The 18,219-nt window shown below is 46.6% G+C and carries 14 protein-coding genes and 1 pseudogene; all 15 read right to left on the bottom strand.

The annotated features are described in order from the left end of the window. Window positions 1-261: 261 nt before the first annotated feature. On the bottom strand, window positions 262-891 hold the full coding sequence (locus tag AC58P7_RS08105) for a Crp/Fnr family transcriptional regulator (protein ID WP_497341603.1): 630 nt from the start codon (window positions 889-891) through the stop codon (window positions 262-264). 75 nt (window positions 892-966) lie between these two features. Beyond that, window positions 967-1,164: a 4-oxalocrotonate tautomerase gene (locus tag AC58P7_RS08100; RefSeq protein WP_497341601.1), complete on the bottom strand. Its 198-nt coding sequence runs from the start codon at window positions 1,162-1,164 to the stop codon at window positions 967-969. Between the two features lie 21 nt (window positions 1,165-1,185). Continuing rightward, complete coding sequence (locus AC58P7_RS08095) at window positions 1,186-2,598, bottom strand: amidase (RefSeq protein WP_497341600.1); 1,413 nt, start codon at window positions 2,596-2,598, stop codon at window positions 1,186-1,188. A 153-nt stretch (window positions 2,599-2,751) separates the two neighbouring features. Further along, window positions 2,752-3,954: a dipeptidase gene (locus AC58P7_RS08090; RefSeq protein ID WP_497341598.1), complete on the bottom strand. Its 1,203-nt coding sequence runs from the start codon at window positions 3,952-3,954 to the stop codon at window positions 2,752-2,754. 4 nt (window positions 3,955-3,958) lie between these two features. Continuing rightward, window positions 3,959-5,242, bottom strand: coding sequence for a Rieske 2Fe-2S domain-containing protein (locus AC58P7_RS08085; RefSeq protein WP_497341596.1), 1,284 nt, complete (start codon window positions 5,240-5,242; stop codon window positions 3,959-3,961). 189 nt (window positions 5,243-5,431) lie between these two features. Beyond that, window positions 5,432-5,725 (bottom strand): VOC family protein, encoded by a 294-nt coding sequence (locus AC58P7_RS08080; RefSeq protein ID WP_497341594.1) that lies wholly within the window; start codon window positions 5,723-5,725, stop codon window positions 5,432-5,434. 405 nt (window positions 5,726-6,130) lie between these two features. After that, window positions 6,131-7,534, bottom strand: a complete 1,404-nt coding sequence (locus tag AC58P7_RS08075) for an NAD-dependent malic enzyme (protein WP_497341592.1) — start codon at window positions 7,532-7,534, stop codon at window positions 6,131-6,133. A 164-nt stretch (window positions 7,535-7,698) separates the two neighbouring features. Beyond that, window positions 7,699-9,066, bottom strand: a complete 1,368-nt coding sequence (locus AC58P7_RS08070) for an MFS transporter (protein WP_497341590.1) — start codon at window positions 9,064-9,066, stop codon at window positions 7,699-7,701. A gap of 11 nt (window positions 9,067-9,077) precedes the next feature. Next, window positions 9,078-10,247, bottom strand: a pseudogene (locus AC58P7_RS08065) (NAD-dependent malic enzyme). Window positions 10,248-10,301: 54 nt separating this feature from the next. Continuing rightward, complete coding sequence (gene opp4C, locus AC58P7_RS08060) at window positions 10,302-11,192, bottom strand: oligopeptide ABC transporter permease (protein ID WP_497342039.1); 891 nt, start codon at window positions 11,190-11,192, stop codon at window positions 10,302-10,304. 61 nt (window positions 11,193-11,253) lie between these two features. Continuing rightward, window positions 11,254-12,207 carry an ABC transporter permease gene (locus AC58P7_RS08055; protein WP_497341588.1) on the bottom strand — a complete coding sequence of 318 codons (954 nt, stop codon included), beginning with the start codon at window positions 12,205-12,207 and terminating at the stop codon, window positions 11,254-11,256. Window positions 12,208-12,332: 125 nt separating this feature from the next. Further along, entirely contained in the window at window positions 12,333-13,325 is a 993-nt protein-coding gene (locus AC58P7_RS08050) for an ABC transporter ATP-binding protein (protein ID WP_497341586.1), read from the bottom strand. Window position 13,326: 1 nt separating this feature from the next. Further along, window positions 13,327-14,325, bottom strand: a complete 999-nt coding sequence (locus AC58P7_RS08045; RefSeq protein ID WP_497341584.1) for an ABC transporter ATP-binding protein — start codon at window positions 14,323-14,325, stop codon at window positions 13,327-13,329. A 52-nt stretch (window positions 14,326-14,377) separates the two neighbouring features. Continuing rightward, complete coding sequence (locus tag AC58P7_RS08040) at window positions 14,378-15,796, bottom strand: M20 family metallopeptidase (RefSeq protein ID WP_497341582.1); 1,419 nt, start codon at window positions 15,794-15,796, stop codon at window positions 14,378-14,380. 200 nt (window positions 15,797-15,996) lie between these two features. Next, window positions 15,997-18,021 carry a methyl-accepting chemotaxis protein gene (locus AC58P7_RS08035; protein WP_497341580.1) on the bottom strand — a complete coding sequence of 675 codons (2,025 nt, stop codon included), beginning with the start codon at window positions 18,019-18,021 and terminating at the stop codon, window positions 15,997-15,999. Window positions 18,022-18,219: the final 198 nt, after the last annotated feature.

Genomic DNA, 18,219 nt, shown 5'->3' with positions numbered 1-18,219 from the left:
AGGGAAGCAGCTTAATTAAGATACGACCTGTAGCGCGACTTGAACGGCATGCCTTGTAATTCTTTGGACTAACTGGAATCATACATGAATCGTATCGCTCAACAATTCGCGGGGTAATACAGTTTTGGTATTATTGTCGAAAGGCTTGAGAAAGAATTTCCCGAACAAGAGGATTATTTATGAATTATTACGCTATCAAATAGAAAAGCCGGTCGATCCCTAAAAAATAATAGAGATAACCGGCTCGTTAGACTGAAATATTTATAATGTAGTATGTTGGTTAAAAGTGGCTAGTATTTCCTTGTTTTTAATATGAATCAGCTTGTTTTCCGTTTCAACAATCCCTTTTTCCTTCCAATTTTTAAACACCTTATTGACGGTAACTCGGGTTAGTCCGGAAAATTCAGCCAAATCCTTTTGTTTTATATATATTTTCTCGTTTCCCGACGATTCGCACAATTGAAGCAGTGCATGGGCAATTTGTTGTTCGGCTGTAGAATGAAATGATTGTTCGACAAGTACACTCATCTTCTTTAGCATGGAGCTGAAAATGAGCATAAGCGGCTTGTCGGATTGCTGTTGTAATTCTTTGAAACGCTGAAGCGTAAAATAATAAATGACTGAATCCTCTGCTGAAATTGCCGTTGAAATCGATGGCTCCTGTATGAGTGAAAGCTCTCCAAACATTTGCCCGGGCCCGATAAAATTGATATTTTTCTCTTCCCCGATATTGGTGCAGGTTTTAATTTTGATAAGCCCCTTCTCGACACAATAAAAACCTTTCGTGATATCTCCCTGATTGTAGATGACCGTATGTTTGGCTACAAATTTGCGTTCTCCGAATTGTTTGAACCCATCCCACGGATCCGTCATGGATATTTGTTCACTCATAAGAAACCTCCTTTTGGAAGAGCTTCTTATATTATAAAAGACTCTATGTGGTTTTTACAATTTGCAAAAGCCGGATCATGCATTCTTTGGTGCTTCGGATTGAGGGACTCCGGCAATTCCCCAATGTGTTTTGGGAATTTCGTTAACTAATACCCTTACTCTTTCTTTGGGTAAATCTAGCGTTTCTACAACCGTATCGGTAATATTGCTGATCAGCAGCTTAATCTTTTCTTCTGTTCTTCCTTGCATCATTTGTACTTGAATAATTGGCATCTTCTTCCCTCCGGTTCATTATTAACGTTTGGCGTAAAACTGATGTTCATCGGTACGTATCGTCCAACTCTCTGTCTGCTCGTACAACTGTGCAATCTGTAACAGCTTCTTGTCTGCAAACGGCTTGCCAATCAACTGCATACCAACAGGCAATCCTTCCTCTAAGTAACCGCAAGGTACAGAAATTGCGGGAAAACCGAGCAGATTGGCAAGCGGTGCCTTAGCCAATCTAAACATATTATTAATAGCATCAGCCGGTACAACCGAACCTCTGGAGAAAGGCGGATTATGATTCATGGGTGATACTAGCGCATCTATGCCCTTCATCTCTTCCAATACTTGCCGGATATACATATTGCGCGTTTTTTGTGCCTGCAAATACTGCTCCGCCGAAACCTGCTGACCGAATTGGAGTCGGTATTGGATATCTTCGCCGTACCACTCCGGGTGCAAACTATAAATGGGCCGATGAAATGAATTTCCTTCCGATTGTGCAATGATCCGCAGAGCCTGCTGCGCTTGCTGTAACCCCGGAAGCTTGATCTCCACGATTTCTGCCCCCAATTCCTGGAAACGGCTAAGAGCTTGATTCAATAAGACCCTGATTTCTTCATGAACATTTTCAAAGAAATATTCCTGACAAACGCCTAGTTTTCGCCCCTTAAGTAGTCCCGCCTCAGGATCTTCATAAACCGCATTTTTACTCTTGAACGTGGTCGGATCATTTGAGTCCATACCTGCTATGCAATTCCAAACCAAAGCTGTGTCTTTCACAGTTCTTGCCATCGGGCCAATATGGTCCAAAGACCAACTGAACGGTATAGACCCGTGACGGCTGACACTGCCATAAGTCGGCTTAAGCCCGACAATCCCGCATAAGGCCGAAGGGAGCCGGATAGAACCGGCTGTATCTGAGCCGATTGCTGTCACACTCATCCCCGCAGCTACAGCCACCGCTGAACCACCGCTAGAACCTCCAGAAATTTTGTTCTGATTCCATGGGTTACGCACATCGCCGTAATGAGGATTTTCACTGGTTGCGCCCATCGCAAATTCATGCATGTTCGCTTTTCCGATAAGGATTGCGCCTGCCTTCTTAAGACGTGTGACAACCGTAGCGTCCTCATCCGGAATCCAGTGCTCTAGCACTTTCGATCCAGCAGTTGTTCGAATCCCTTTAGTTTGTATCATGTCCTTGACTGCAATTGGGACTCCGTGCAAAGGGCTGCGAATTTCACCATTAAGCATTTCCCTTTCAAGTACCTCCGCATCTGCCAATGCCTGCTCCGACATGACGTGAATGAATGCATTCAGCTCCGGCTGCAATCGCTCTATACGCGCAAGGTTAGAACGAACAATTTCGGTAGGAGAAAACCTTTTGCGAGCATAACCTTCTGCTAGTTCGGTCAACGTTGCAAAATCAGGATTAATCATCTTCCTGTGTCTCCTCCTCTGGCATAAATAGAATAAAAGAAGGCTCAATGTCCATTAATAAGGGCTCATCTGTACCGAGCAGTTGACTCACATAGGCTTCAAGGTTCATCCGATCGCCTCCAAAATAATAAATGGCTTCCAATTACTTAGCTCTTACTTCATCCATATTTTCCGCAAAGCCTGCATGACGTTTCCGCCTACAACCTTTGCGATATCCTTATTGCTGTAACCATGCTGAACAAGACTCTTGACGATATTGGGCATGGCCTCAGTAGGATTTTCTACCCCCAACACAAAAGGAGCCTCATTAAATTTCTCTCCGCTATGCGACTCACCGATGCTTAAGCGCTGATCAACCGCGTGCTGCAAAGCGACATGGTCGCCATAAAACGTATCAGGACCAAACCCTACATGATCAATCCCGACTAACTCGCGGATATACTCAAAATGTGCCATGACCGAGTCTAATGAATGTCCTGGATTCTCCTTGGTCAGTGTTGTATTGGGCGCCGCCAATATGCCGATAATTCCACCTTTTGCTGCGCAGGCCAGCAATACCTCATCAGATTTCATACGCGGTGTGTTCCAAAGAGTCCTTGCTCCAGCATGCGTAATCAACACTGGCTTCTCGCTCATTTCAATGACATCCAGACTTGTCACGTCTCCGCAATGGGAGATGTCGATCGCCATCCCTAGTTGATTCATTCGTTTAACCACTCTTTTTCCAAAACTGGTTAATCCGCCGTCCCTTTTCTCAGCCAATCCCGTGCCAAGCGTATTTGCTTCGTTATAGGTTATTCCCATACAACGAATGCCAAACCCATAGAGGATATCAACACGGTCAATCTCGTTCTCTATGGCTGTAGCAGCTTCCAGACAAGGGACAATAGCCACTTGTCCGCCTTCATGCGCTTTGTGGATATCAGTTATGGTGCTTGCTATGATCGCGGTATCCTGCATAGCCATATCACAATATCTCAAACCTAGATTGTAGATGACATCATCCCATTTTAACCCCGCCTTGGAGGTAATGTTCATGATCCCATCCATAAAATTATCGAACACCACATCCAAGCCGGATTTGGCTAACCCTTCGTATGCAAAAGCGGTATATCCATCCCGACAATATTGATCGATATCATCACGACGTGCAGGCATGATAAATCCATGATCTCTCATTGATACTATGATATGCTTGTCAAAGATTTGTTGCACTCTTGCCTCCTGCTCTCCGTTTAAATGGAAAGTATACGACTCAGGAGCGGCTTCCTGGCTTGATAACGGTACGCTTTGATAATCAACCCCCTCAGCCAAATAAGAGAACGAGGTGTATCCGTCATAAGCTTTCTGTTTCATGGAATCAGGTCTCCTCAAACTGCTTGTCATTGCTAAGCTGAAAGGCTTCTGGAAGCGGAATGGATTCTCTCCAGGTTTTTGTTTTCGAATCCACTGCTCCGCAGCTGAATAGCTCTTTCAACGGAATTTCATGCAGTTCTTTTTCTTTCTTCTTTAATCCCTTAACTTGCTCAAGAAGCATTCTGCGTATATGAATGAGTGGTAAATCACTAGTTCCCAGATGCTCCTTGGAGCGGTCTACGATAGGGCCCATTGTCTCCGTAACCGCATGATCCTGATTGGCGATTCCGCGGATACCCGAATAATTGCCATCAATCATCAAGGAGCGGTCCTGCTCATAATCGTTTCCAAGGTTACGCAGCTTCCGCAAGCTCTCGTCCAAGATCAAGCCTCTTCTTTGGCTTTGTCCTGCTCCATCAATCGGTCTATCATGGGAGAATTGGACATCCCAGCTCCACGTGCTGTGGTCATCGCGCGGAATAAATGCATGCCACATGCCATCCTCACCCTTCATCCGCGGTGGAAAGGTATAGAACGGGAAGATGTAATGAATTTCCATAAATGCAAAGTTGTTCTCATCCTCCACCCCAACACCGATACAACGTTTACCATAATTAGTGTTCTCAACAGCTTGTTTAACCGGAGGATTCTTAACCAAAGGATGAGAGGGACTGATCCCCAGGTCACTGCTTAATAATTCGCTGCTAATATTCTGTTCATTCAAGGCCTTATGCAAAAAGGCGGCATGCACATAATCTACATCATTTTCCATAACTTGAAGGTAGTTGCATTCCTGCCAAACACGTTCTGAAATCAGTTGATTGTCAGGGAGTGACATCCAGTAAAAATCAGGCAATGGCGGTTCAGATTCTTTAGGACCCAGGTATCCCCAAATGATGTCGTTCTTTTCTACCACGGAATAAGCTTTTAAATGAATGGCTTTTTTCAAATTGCTTTCAGCCGGTTCTGAAGGAATATCCAAACAGTTTCCTGCCACATCAAATTTCCAACCATGGTAGATGCAAGTTAATCCACAATCAGCGTTAAGACCTAGAGATAAAGAAGTACGACGGTGTGGGCATTTCTCGTCAACAAGTCCCACTTTACCTTCCGAATCCCGGAAAACGAGCAAATCTTCACCTAAAATTTTAATTTTCAACGGCTTGCCATTCGGTTCTGCAATCTCATCCGACTTCACAATTGGAATCCAGTATTTACGGAATAATTCGCCCATGGGTGTACCCGCATCCGTTTGGGTAATGAGCTTGTTATCTTCAGTTTTTAACATATGGGTTGATCCTCCTTTTAATCTTTGCAAGAAATTTTACATTCGTAATATCGACTTAAATCAAATTATAAGAGCTTTTGCAGATCAATATTGTAAAGTGATTAACACAATCTCGATTTTGTCGCAAAAAAAATAGCCCCAGAACCAGCTAAGGCTCCAGGGTCTTGTTTCCATTCCAAACATTATTGCTTATTTGACAGCAGGCGTGCCATAAAGGAAGTATTCGCCCAGCAATGACCCGCCCCACCAGATAATCCCTTTCTCCAAATCCTTCTCACTCCACGTAACCGTTTTATGACTGGGATCGAAGATTAAATAGCCGTCAGAGAACAACTCCACACGGTTGCCGCCAGGCTCAAATACATACATAAAGTATGCTTGACTAATTCCGTGTTTACTGGGACCTGCCTCGATCGTGATACCATAATCTGTAAATATTCGGCTGCGTCCATAAGATGCTGGCGCGTTTGCATGGCGTAGCATATGTGATGAAGTCTTCCTTTTGACCCTGTCTGGTCTTTCATAAAAGCAACCTCGTGAACTAGTGGGGATACACTGGTTCCATGCCCCTACCTCAGTACCGTCATTACGGGTTTATATTATTAAATGTTTTGCCATCAAGCGAAGGCACGAATTGACCGTTAATGAAATGAAGACAGTTCACAGGCTTGAATCGAGTTTGCTTCATATTGATTCTCATTCTTTCGAACCGTAATTAAGATAACATTTGATTGCAAAGTTAAATCCCTACTCCTAAATAGTCCTTAAGTGCATTCCCATCGAATTCTCGTTTAAGTTCAACAAACATCCCAAACCGACATGAGAATGGACTGGAATGTTTGTTTATTGCATCTTTTTCGGAATAACATACGAAATTGAAACAAGCTATTATCTGAAATCAGGAGGTATTCGTCTAGCCATTCCTGTTAAAATGGCTGTTTCAATCACGGCATGGCGCACCTTTGACACGACAAGTTCGTTAAAAATACTCGGAATAATATACTGCGCATTCAGTTCATTGTCCGATACCACAGAAGCTATTGCACGCGCAGCAGCAAGTTTCATGGGCTCGTTAATACTTCGCGCCCTGCAATCGAGCGCACCTCGGAATATTCCGGGAAATACAAGCACATTGTTGATCTGATTCGGATAATCACTGCGACCTGTTGCGAAAACACTAACGTAAGGAAGAGCCTCTTCGGGGGAGATCTCCGGAGTAGGGTTAGCCATTGCAAATACAATACTCCCCGGATTCATACGCTTCACATCCTCAGCGTTCAATAGCCCGCCCCGAGAGACGCCTATAAAGACGTCCGTATTCTGAATAACTTCCTTAAGTGCGCCTGACCGCTCTTCAACCTGCGGCTGCTCCGCAAGCCAACTCCACATCGGATGCGAATAGCTGCCCCCACGGTATATGGCACCATCCTTATCTACGGGGATTAGTTGCTGTACACCGGCAGCAAGCAGCATTTTACATATCGATACACCAGCTGCACCTATGCCATTTACAACAACTCGTACCCGGTCAATCCGTTTACCGGCAACCTTTAAAGCATTAAATAAACCTGCCATCACCACAATAGCTGTACCATGCTGATCATCGTGAAACACCGGAATATCCAACTCCTGATCCAATCGGGCCTCAATCTCGAAACAACGAGGAGAACTGATATCCTCCAGATTGATACCTCCAAATACAGGACTCATTGCTTTGACTATACGGATAATCTCCTCCGTATCCTTTGTATCCAAACATATCGGGAATGCATCCACATCCGCCAATTGCTTGAAGAGCATAGCTTTACCTTCCATAACAGGCGCAGCCGCATGAGGACCGATATCCCCCAGCCCCAACACGGCTGTACCATCCGTCACAACCGCAACGGTATTCCTCTTAATCGTTAAAGAATAGGCTTTGTGTGGTTCTTCGTGGATAGCCGTACAGATACGGGCCACTCCCGGTGTGTACACTCTTGACAAGTCATCCCTATTCTTTATGGGCAAATTGGATTGGATCGAAATTTTACCACCCAAATGCATGAGAAAGGTTCGATCTGATACATTGATCACCTTGATACCAAACTGCTGCTTAAGCATATCAACAATGTAAGGTTCATCCGAATCGTTAACATCCACCGTGATATCACGAATCGATGTCTCCTTCCCCGAGCGAATAACGTCTATCGACGTGATATCGCCGCCGGCTTTGCTGATGACTGAAACCACATCTCCGAAAGTAGCTTCTGCATGATTGATTTCCAAACGGATAATTATGCTGTTAGTTGCCATTTAATTCTTCCTTCCTCACACAGGTCCAGTAGGTTTCGCATGCTATTAGGGCTCACGCTGTTCACGCTGCCATCTTCAGTGCATGATCAGCGTTATATCATCCATCATACAGAAATGGCTATACACAAGTTGTTAACTAGTTTACATTTTGCCGCATCAGAAAGTCATTTGTCTTTGACCTCACTTGTAATCACAGAATCGCTAGGCATTCTGATAGATAACGCAAGAGGAGCCAAGGCGATCACAGAACACACGATGGCCATACTGTGCAGTCGCAGCGTAGTAATTTCATGGCTAAAGACAGCTCCCAGTAAACTGGATGAGAGAATTGTTCCCATAAATCTGGAAGTCATGAACAAGCCTGAAGCGATGCCGGTTTCTAAAGCGGACACATACGAATATAAAGCCGTTTGCATGCCAAGATTTAGAAAGGCGTAGCTGATGCCGAATATCGATAAGATGGCAAATATCGTATAAGAAGCAGAATCATCGTGAATTAGCATGATGAGCAGCATACCTGACAAAACCAATAGAGAGCCTACGATCAGTGGTATTCTGGAGCCTGACTTGTCGATCAATCTGCCGGCTAGGGGAGCGACGAACATACCGAACCCTGATAGCGCCAGCATCATGATACCGACCTGCTGTACATCGTAGTGCTGGAATTGCTGCAAATAAGAGGGAAAACCGAACATGATCGAGTAGAAAACGATATTTATACAAATAAACTGCACATAGAGCAAGCAGACATTGAGATTGCTTTTCAAAAAAATCATATCAATAAATGGCTGGGTGCGCTTTAATTCAAATTTATAGAATAAATAACTCAGTGCTAAGCTTGTTAGAAGCAGCCATACGTTGACGCGTTTTTCGAAGGAAAGGAAGAGCAACAGCCAACTCATTATTAGTGCAGTAAAAAAGATGATTCCCCACATGTCTAGTCCGCTTTTTATGAGCGATAAGCGTGGTCCGTCTTTCGGAAGTATTTTGATTGAAAGCAAGAAAGCCGCTAAGATAATTGGAAAGTTCACTATGAAAATTGCCGGCCAATCTCCATATTGAATTAATAAGCCCCCTATCGAAGGACCGAAGGCGGCAGATGTGGAAGAAAAAATCGACATCACGCCAAAGGCTCTAGCTTGATTATCTGTAATGCTGCTTCGAATAATCCCCATTCCAGAAGGATACAGTGAAGATGTTCCTATCGCTTGAAGGACACGAAGACCTGTAAGCCAGCCAATGCTTGGAGCGAGTGGAGCTAGTAAAGAGGATACTGTAACAAGTAGAAGGCCAAAAAGGAAAATGCGCTTTCGTCCGAGCATATCACTTATCTTCCCCATAACAGGCTGCGCAATGGCGCTTGCGACATAGTAAGTGGCGATTAGCAAGGAAATGGAGCTATAAGGAACATCAAATTCTTCCTGCAATCTTGAAAAAGCGACTGAAATCATCGACGTATTCAGCGGATTTAAGAGTACCCCGAGCCCAACAGTAATGATTAACCAAAGCTGCTTTTTTTTAGTCTTGTACATCAGGTGTCTACCTATAATGGTATCAATTCCTCCACTTTTCGAAATTCTCTTGGTATTCTTCGCGCGACGCCGGTAGCAATGGCAGCAGCAATGACAGCCCTGCGCACGGCAGGTACGACTTGATCGTTAAAAATACTCGGAATAATGTAATGTTCGTTCAACTCTTCTCCGGAAACGACAGAAGCAATCGCTTGGGCAGCCGCAAGCTTCATCGTCTCATTGATTTCAGATGCTCGGCAATCGAGAGCCCCGCGAAAGATACCCGGAAAGCATAATACGTTGTTTATTTGATTCGGATAATCGCTGCGACCGGTGGCCATGACTCTTACATAAGGTTGAGCGAGTTTAGGTTCGATCTCTGGGTCCGGATTGCCATCGCGAATACAACAGGGTCTTTTGCCATCGACCTGACGTCTTCAACTGTCAATACGCCTTTGCGCGATACGCCAATGAAGACATCTGCCCCTTCGATGCAACGGGAAAGAGGCCCTTCGATTTGATCGGGATTCGTCCGCTCCGCTACCCACGCCCACATTGGGTTGGCAAATTCTTTCCCCTTGCACAGCGCACCTTCTCGATCAACCGCGATGATTCGGCTAACTCCTGCTGCTAGGAGCATCTTCACGATGGACGTTCCGGCGGCCCCGATTCCATTTACAACAACCTGAATGCTCTCCAATGGTTTATTCACCAGCTTCAGAGCGTTGAACAGACCAGCCATGAGAACCACAGCCGTTCCATGCTGGTCATCATGAAATACGGGTATGCTAAGCTCTCGCTTCAGCCGTTCTTCAATTTCAAAACAGCGTGGGGAGGAAATGTCCTCCAAGTTTATCCCTCCGAAAGTTGGACACCTTCGACAAGTCGTCGCGCGTTTTAATGGGAACCTTAGGTAATATTCCAATTTTCCCGCCTAAGTGGGCTAGAAATGTCGGATCAGACACATGGAGCAGCCTCACCCCTTGCATACCGCGAAGGACCAGCTCCAACGCCTGGACATTTTCGTTCTGTACATTGACTGTAATATCACGGGTCATATAATCCTTGCTGGCATGAATAACGTCAACAGCAATGATATCGTCGCCTGCATGTCCAATGACTCCGTTGATTTCAGCGAACGTTCCCAACGAAGTATCTAGTTCGATCCGTAACACAATGCTCGTATTACCTGTAATAACCATTCCAATTTCTCCATATTGCGAAAAGCATAATCATAGTTGTTTGTGAAAGATTTACTATTTCAAACTTTTAGGATCGAGCGCATCGCGAAGACCGTCCCCTATAAAGTTAACCGACAGCACAGAAATAATGATCATGACGCCGGGAGGAACCCAAAGCCATGGCTGCGAGGTCAAGACAGTCAGCGATTGAGCGTCTGTCAGCATATTTCCCCAGCTAGCCGTCGGCGGTTGAACGCCCAATCCCAGAAAGCTCAGTGATGCCTCCACGAGGATCGCACCTGCGATACCAAACGTCGCGTTCACGAGAATCGGTGCGGTCACGTTCGGCAGAATGTGCATAAATAGAATGCGCGGAGTACCAAGTCCCAGCGCCACTCCTGCCTTCACGAAGTCAATCTGCTTCATCGAAAGCACGCTGCCCCGAACCAACCGAGCAACTCCCGTCCACCCTAATAGCCCAAGAATGATGATCACATTCCATAAGCTTGGACCTACCAGGCTGACAACGACTAAAATCAGCATCAATTGCGGGAACGACATAAACACATCCGTAACACGCATCACAACCATATCGACCCAGCCTCCGAAAAAGCCCGATACCAGACCCAACACTGTCCCAATCGTTACACCGATAAGCACGGATCCTACACCTACCGATAGCGATACCCGCGCAGCATAAATCAATCGGCTGAGTACGTCGCGCCCCGTCTGATCTGTGCCTAGCCAGTATTTGGCGGACGGTGCCGCCTCGAAAGTTCCCGTCACATTATACGGATCGTGCGGCGCCACCAGCGGTGCAAAGATCGCTAGCAAGGCCATCAAGGTCATCACAACTAATCCAACGACGGCCAACTTGTGTTTTTTAAATCGGCGCAAGACCATCCGTAGGTAGCTTTCCTCTATTTCTCCCCGCTTTCGCACTGTTTTCCCAGCTTCATTACCCATGCCGTAGTTCTCTTTCATGTTCATTTCTGCCGCTGACATGCAAGCGCCCCCTTTCTTATTTTTAATTGTATTTGATCCGCGGATCCGCGATAGAATAGACGATATCCGTTAGCAAGTTAGCAGCCAGCACTATAACTGCGGCCATCATGTTCAGTGCCATCAGCGTCGGGTAATCCCGTGACATGATAGATGCAATAGTCAGCTGCCCGATGCCCGGCCACGAGAAAATCTGTTCCGTAATGACTGCTCCTCCAAGCAGCATCGGAATCTCCAGACCAATCACCGTAATGATTGGAATAAGCGCATTACGCAGCCCGTGCTTGTTCACGACAAAAAATTCGTGTACCCCTTTAGCCCGAGCCGTCCGCAGGTAATCCTGTCCAAGTATTTCAAGCACACTGGAGCGCACATAGCGAATTTTTTTGCCAGCGATTCCGATACCCAGCACAGTGACTGGCAGCACCAAATGCAGCAGCCGATCACCGAATCCCCCACCGTCGCCACCTAGCGTAATCATCCCCCCAGAAGGGAGCAGCTTCAATTGCATTGCGAACACATAAATCAATCCCAATGCTAGAAAAAAACTTGGTACTGAGATACCAACGAACGCACCGCCTGTCGCCAGATAGTCCAACTTTGAATACTGTTTCGTCGCACTCAAAATGCCCATAGGCACGGCGATCAATATTCCAACAATCAGCGATAATCCCATTAGCAGCGCCGTCGGACCTATCCGCTCTCCGATCATATGTGCGACCGACTGATAAGAAGTCAGCGAAAATCCAAGGTTTCCCTGAATCAACCCGCTTATCCAATGAAAGTATTGGATATACAACGGATCATTTAGTCCAAGTGCTTCTTTTTTTGCTTCAATATCCGCGACTGAGATTGACGGATCAATCATCATATCCACAGGACTTCCTGGCGCCATATTAATAATGATGAAGTTCACGATTGTCACGCCGAATAACACGGGAATTGCGATCAAAAGCCGTCTAATGATATAGGAAAACATGTATACCCCTCCATAGCGTTTTCCTTCTGGAAAACTGTCTTCGTAAGCATCGGCTTAGCATATTGCATTAGCAAATCTCATTTCGCAAACATAAGCATCACGCAATTAACTCGCTTACTATGGTTTTAATCAAGCGCAAAGCAGGCGACCGCATGATTCGCACCCTGTAACTTTAGTTCCGGCTCTTGTTCACGGCATACTGCCTTGGCAAGTGGACAACGGGTGTGAAACCGGCAACCGCTTGGCGGTTTGGCCGGACTCGGTACATCTCCTTGAATAACGATTCTCGCCTTGCTTCTCAGATGCGGATTCGGCACTGGGTAAGCACTGAGCAGTGCCTGTGTGTATGGATGCTTCGGATTACGGAAGATGTCCGCCGTCTTGGCTACCTCTACGATTTTCCCCAAATACATAACCGCAATGCGATCGCTAATGTAGCGCACCGCCCCCAGTCCATGACCGATAAACAAATAAGTCAAATTCAGCTCTTTTTGCAAATCCTTTAACAAATTCAGAATTTGCGCCTGAATAGAGACATCAAGCGCAGAAACTGGTTCGTCGCATACGATTAATTTCGGATTGAGTGACAACGCCCGTGCGATACCGATCCGCTGCCGCTGGCCACCAGAGAATTCGTGGGGATAGCGGTTTTTGTAGCTTTTGGGTAATCCGACCATCTCGAGCAGCTCATCTACCCGTTTCGCTACGTCCGCCTGCTGCACAATGTTATGCACCTTTAAGGGTTCGGCCAGGATATCCCTGATACGCTTACGTGGATTGAGCGAGGAATAAGGGTCCTGGAAAATCATTTGCATGTCCGAACGTACCTGCTTCATTTCCCCCGAAGAGAAGTGGGAAATATCGCTGCCTTGGAATAATATATGACCTTCAGTCGGATTTTCCAACCGAATGATCGTCCTGCCAATTGTCGACTTGCCACAGCCTGATTCGCCAACTAGCCCTAGTGTTTCCCCTTCATAGATCGAAAAATTGACCCCGTCGACAGCCTTCACGTGCCCAACTGTTCGGGAAATAATACCTTTCTTAATCGGATAGTAGGTTTTCAGCCTCTCCACCTGCAGCAGCGGTACGTTTAACTCTTGCTCGAGTTTAACCATGTTAAGACACCTCCGATGTATCTGTTGCGCTTTCTTCCAGTACGAGCCAACACCGTGCCCGATGCCCCCTGCCTGCAGCTAACAGCAATGGAGCTTCCTTAGCGCAGCGCTCCGTCGCATGAGCGCAGCGGGACTGAAACCGACAGCCTGACGGCATCTGGTGCAAAGACGGTACCGTACCCGGAATCGAGACCAATCGTGCTTCACTATCCCCGTCCAGATGGGGAATCGAGCCAATTAACCCTTGCGTGTATGGATGCTTCGGATCGTCGAACAGGGTAAACACATCTGTTTCTTCCACAACTTGCCCGGCGTACATGACGATCACCTTGTCCGCCATCTCCGCAATGACGCCTAAATCGTGCGTGATTAGCATGATCGACGTACCCGATTCCTTCCTGAGTTTCTTCATCAATTCCAAAATTTGCGCCTGAATCGTCACATCCAGCGCCGTTGTGGGCTCGTCAGCAATAAGCAGCTTCGGCTTGCAGGAGAGCGCCATTGCAATCATTACACGCTGACGCATCCCGCCTGAGAGTGCATGAGGATAGTCATCGATGATCACATCCGCCCGCGGGATGCCAACCTTCTTCAGCATCTCGATGGCATAGCTGCGAGCTTCCTTCTTGCTCATCTTCAAATGCAGCTTGATCGCTTCGATCAACTGATGCCCGATTGTAAACACCGGATTCAGTGAGGTCATCGGCTCTTGAAAGATCATAGAAATTTCATTGCCGCGAATTTCCCGCATCCTCGCTTCCCCAGCCTTTGACAACTCCTCGCCGTTAAATAAAATTTGTCCAGTACGTATCCGTCCCCGCTGGCCTAACAACCGCATAATCGACAACGAAGTGACGCTTTTCCCACACCCAGACTCGCCAACAATGCCTAACGTTTCTCCTGGTCTCAACTGAAAGCTAACATCGTCAATGGAGACGACCTCCCCTTGATCCGTTTGAAATGCTGTCTGCAAATGTGATACTTCCACTAATGGATTCATAGGCTCAACACGTCTCCTCGTATTATTAGCTTATTCTTTATGCACCCTACACTTATTTGCGAGCAGACGGTTTCACGCCTTCAGGGATCGGACAGACATAAGTTTGGCCACCCAACCTCTCGTTCAACTCCGCCTTCGCTTTGTCAATCAGATCCGGATTGTGGAGTACCTCCAACGCCGTAGCTGCCAGCACTTTACCCGCTAGGAGCATCGCTTTATGGGCGTTCGATGTCACGCCTTGAGAGACCACCTGCCACGTATGTCCCGGTGTCCCTACAGCACAACATGCAGTAAAGCACTGTGCAGTCGGGACGATCCAGCTAACGTCGCTCACATCTGTCGAGTCCCAAAGTACTTGCTCACCGTCTTGCTCTGTATAAGGAAGAATCGTATCGCAAAGTTCCTTGCCATCCAGTTCCTTGATTCTAATAAAGTTTTTGTCCGCTTCAGACAAAGTAGAACGAATCGACTGAGCGTACTGAATTTCGTCTGTTTCCACAGAGGGTACGCCCAGCGACTGGAAGCTGTTATAAATAATCGTTTCAAGTGTCGAATTCGGCACCAGATTGGAACAGGCCTTATCGAATACAATGTCAACTTCCGTTCCCGTCATAAGCGCCGCCCCCTGAGCTATGCGGCAGATACGTTGATAGATCTCTTCGACCTGAGCGGTCTTTGGCGCCCTTATCAGATAAAGCGCCTCCGCTGCTCCCTGAACGACATTAGGCGAAATGCCGCCTGTGTTCGTAACCGCATAGTGTACGCGAGCTTCTTGAATAATGTGTTCACGCAAGTAATTGACGCCGAGATTCATCAGCTCAACTGCATCAAGTGCGCTTCGACCCAGATGAGGACTGCCGGCAGCATGGGCCGTACGCCCTTTGAATTTGTAATAAACCTGATAGTTCGCTAGGGTTTGGCCGGTCAAGACCCCGTTGCTGATACCCGGGTGCCAGCAAAGCGCAATGTCCACATCGTCGAATAATCCAGCGCGAACCATGAACGCCTTGCCAGAGCCCCCTTCTTCTCCCGGACACCCGTAATAACGGACGGTTCCAGGTATGCCGTTTTCCTGCATATAACAGCGTAATGCGACTGCCGCTGCGAGCGAACCGGTGCCAAGCAGATTATGTCCGCAGCCATGACCGTTCCCTCCGTCAATGACTGGACTCGCTTTCGCAATGCCGCCAAATTGACTTAATCCGGCGAGAGCATCGTATTCGCCCAGAAATGCAATGACAGGACCGCCGCTACCATAACTACCAACAAAAGCCGTTTCCATACCAGCTACGCCTCGCTCAACCGCAAATCCCTCTTCCTCCAATGCGTGGCAAAGGAGCTCTGCTGATTGATACTCCTCGAAGCGCGTTTCAGCAAACTCCCAAATTTGATCGCTCACACTGATGAACATATCCCGTTTTTGCTCAATAATATCCGACAACTCCAACCCAAGCACCTCATTACATTCCATATATAGTCACCTTCCTATACAATCGATGTTATATTTCATTACATTTATTTAACAACATAGCCTGTAAATTGAAAAGGCATTGCAATTCATAAATGGTTGCTTTATTTAACGCATCCTGATCACTCGAGAGCAAAAGGTATCCATAATTCATAATAAGTATCGTTTTTTAATAAAACACAAAATTTTCCACATATCCTCAATCACACTTGAAAATGATTTAGAGCCGCCTTGAGTGTCATCGACATGGAATCCAGCTTCTCCGCTAACCTCATCAAACTTTCGCTGACATGAAGCTGTTCTTGACTCAGCGAGGCCACCTGCTGTGAAGTCGCCGAGGACTCCTCAGACACAGCACTGACATTGCTCATCGTATCGATTAAGACCAACTGCATTTCATCCAGCTCCCGCATTGAAACGTTCACGCTACCCAATTTATTTGCAAACTCAGACACCTGATGCTGAACCTGCTCGAAAATAAGATCCGTTTCATTCACCGAATTCATCTGCTCACGAAACACAGGATACGCCTCCGTTAATACGACTACAGTTTCCTCAACTTCCCGCAGAATGGATTGAGTAAAAACACCCACCTCTTCAATGGATAACTTGGACTGCTCGGCCAGCTTGCGGATTTCCCCTGCCACGACCATGAAGCCTCTGCCAGCTCCCCCCGCACGAGCAGCCTCAATGGTTGCATTCAATGACAGAATATTGGTTTGCTGCGTTATTCGGTTGAGAATTTCAAGAATTTTGCGAATGGACGAGGTACTTTCCTTTAATCGCTCCACTTTAGCCAGCATTGCAAGGGTCATCTTTTCGGTCCTGTCCGTTTGAGAAATCAGTTCCTTCATGTTGGAAGCCCCTTTTCCACTGCCTTCCCGAATGAGGTCGATGGCCGCCTCCATCTGTTCATTGGCGCGAACAACCTGCGCCACCTTGTTTGCAAGCCTATGTGTCAGATCGTTGCCTTGTTCCATCTGAACAGCCAACATTGACGCACCCGCAGCAATTTCTCCCGTCGCCACAACGATTTCCTTCGCAGAGGCAGCTGTCTGTTTAGAAGCGATCAACAACCCATCGGACGTTTCGAACACCACTCCGGCCGATCCGTTCGTTTGCTGCACCAGCCCTGTAATTTGCTCCATCATACGATTAAAACTAATAGCGAGCTGACCGATTTCATCCTTGCCGGAAAATACCGCCCTTTCGGTCAAATTCCCCTTCTCGCCTTCGAGCATCACATTGCGGAGCGCGGCAAGCGGTTTGCCAACCATCCTGAATATCCAGAGCCCCAGCAAAACTGCTACAATCATAGCCAGCATAATCATGAACAGCGTCACATATAAGATCGACTTGGTTTCCTTAACCAATTCCGAAACTGGCGCAACGGCCGCCACAAACCATCCCGAGGCATTTAATTGCTTGAGCGCAACCATCTGCTCCCCGCTTTGCGCTTTCACAATTCTCGTCACGCCTTGCGAAACCGCCTGTTTCAGCAATTCCGGCCCCAATGGAATATCGAAGGATTTCCCGATTTGCCCACGATCCGGAGACAAAACAAGCTGGTTCGTTTCCGTAAACATCACCATACGCCCCGAATCGCCAAGCTCGATTCGATTGAGAGCTGTATTCATCACATCTAATTTGATTTCCAACAAAATCACAAAGTCTCCGCCACTTTTCTCGCCCCTTATCACGCGCCCAAACGAAAACGTGTCGTCTTTTTGACTTCCGTTCAATTTCGTTATTTTAGGCGCCAACCAGACAAGCGTACCGTCCGCTTTCACGATTTGCTTAAACCATTCTTCCTGGTTCACCGATCCGATCGCATCGGACGAATTCGAGACCGCCTTCGAGCCATCGACAGGCAGGAGATACACACCGACAATCCCCATACTGGCATCCGCTATATTGTTGAGCCGCTCCCCCACATTTAAGCCCATTGGAATTTTATCGAGCGCACCTTCAGGCAAAGCAACAAAATCTTTGGCCGCTTTCATGAAAGAACTGTCATTAATTAATTGACTTGTGACATAACCGAAATTTTGTAAAAGCAAATTGATTTTATCCGCGGCCTGTTCAATGGTCTGAGCGGTTGAGCCCGCCATTTTCTCTTGGATGATACTTTTGGATCTCTGATAAGAGAAGAAGCCAAGAGTGACAACGAGTACGAGAATACAGCAAAAAATTAGTATAAAAAGCTTCATGCCAACTGATCGGCTCAATCCCCCTATCCCTCCAACTTCCTCATACGCCATTTAAACTTCTGTATCAAATGTATTTCACCCTGTTCCTAAGTTTGTTAAAAAAAACTACGACGGCAAGATTAGCAAACGCACTGTGCGTCCCATAGGTTTTCCAGGCTTTCTAGGTACTTTTCTGGGTCTCGTCTAAATCGTTTACGTTTTACGCTATCTTGTAAG

This window comes from Paenibacillus sp. J22FR5 (genome assembly GCF_059691975.1).
Note: the sequence above shows the minus strand (reverse complement) of the source record. Positions and strands in the feature narration are given on the sequence as shown.

Bases quoted from the DNA above. Each gene is read 5' to 3' on its own strand.
- AC58P7_RS08080 (WP_497341594.1), bottom strand. From the start codon at position 5,725: ATGCTACGCCATGCAAACGCGCCAGCATCTTATGGACGCAGCCGAATA.
- AC58P7_RS08070 (WP_497341590.1), bottom strand. From the start codon at position 9,066: ATGTACAAGACTAAAAAAAAGCAGCTTTGGTTAATCATTACTGTTGGG.
- AC58P7_RS08045 (WP_497341584.1), bottom strand. From the start codon at position 14,325: ATGAATCCATTAGTGGAAGTATCACATTTGCAGACAGCATTTCAAACG.
- AC58P7_RS08095 (WP_497341600.1), bottom strand. From the start codon at position 2,598: ATGATTAATCCTGATTTTGCAACGTTGACCGAACTAGCAGAAGGTTAT.
- AC58P7_RS08085 (WP_497341596.1), bottom strand. From the start codon at position 5,242: ATGTTAAAAACTGAAGATAACAAGCTCATTACCCAAACGGATGCGGGT.
- AC58P7_RS08055 (WP_497341588.1), bottom strand. From the start codon at position 12,207: ATGTTTTCCTATATCATTAGACGGCTTTTGATCGCAATTCCCGTGTTA.
- AC58P7_RS08040 (WP_497341582.1), bottom strand. From the start codon at position 15,796: ATGGAATGTAATGAGGTGCTTGGGTTGGAGTTGTCGGATATTATTGAG.
- AC58P7_RS08075 (WP_497341592.1), bottom strand. From the start codon at position 7,534: ATGGCAACTAACAGCATAATTATCCGTTTGGAAATCAATCATGCAGAA.
- AC58P7_RS08050 (WP_497341586.1), bottom strand. From the start codon at position 13,325: ATGGTTAAACTCGAGCAAGAGTTAAACGTACCGCTGCTGCAGGTGGAG.
- opp4C (WP_497342039.1), bottom strand. From the start codon at position 11,192: ATGGGTAATGAAGCTGGGAAAACAGTGCGAAAGCGGGGAGAAATAGAG.
- AC58P7_RS08100 (WP_497341601.1), bottom strand. From the start codon at position 1,164: ATGCCAATTATTCAAGTACAAATGATGCAAGGAAGAACAGAAGAAAAG.
- AC58P7_RS08105 (WP_497341603.1), bottom strand. From the start codon at position 891: ATGAGTGAACAAATATCCATGACGGATCCGTGGGATGGGTTCAAACAA.
- AC58P7_RS08090 (WP_497341598.1), bottom strand. From the start codon at position 3,954: ATGAAACAGAAAGCTTATGACGGATACACCTCGTTCTCTTATTTGGCT.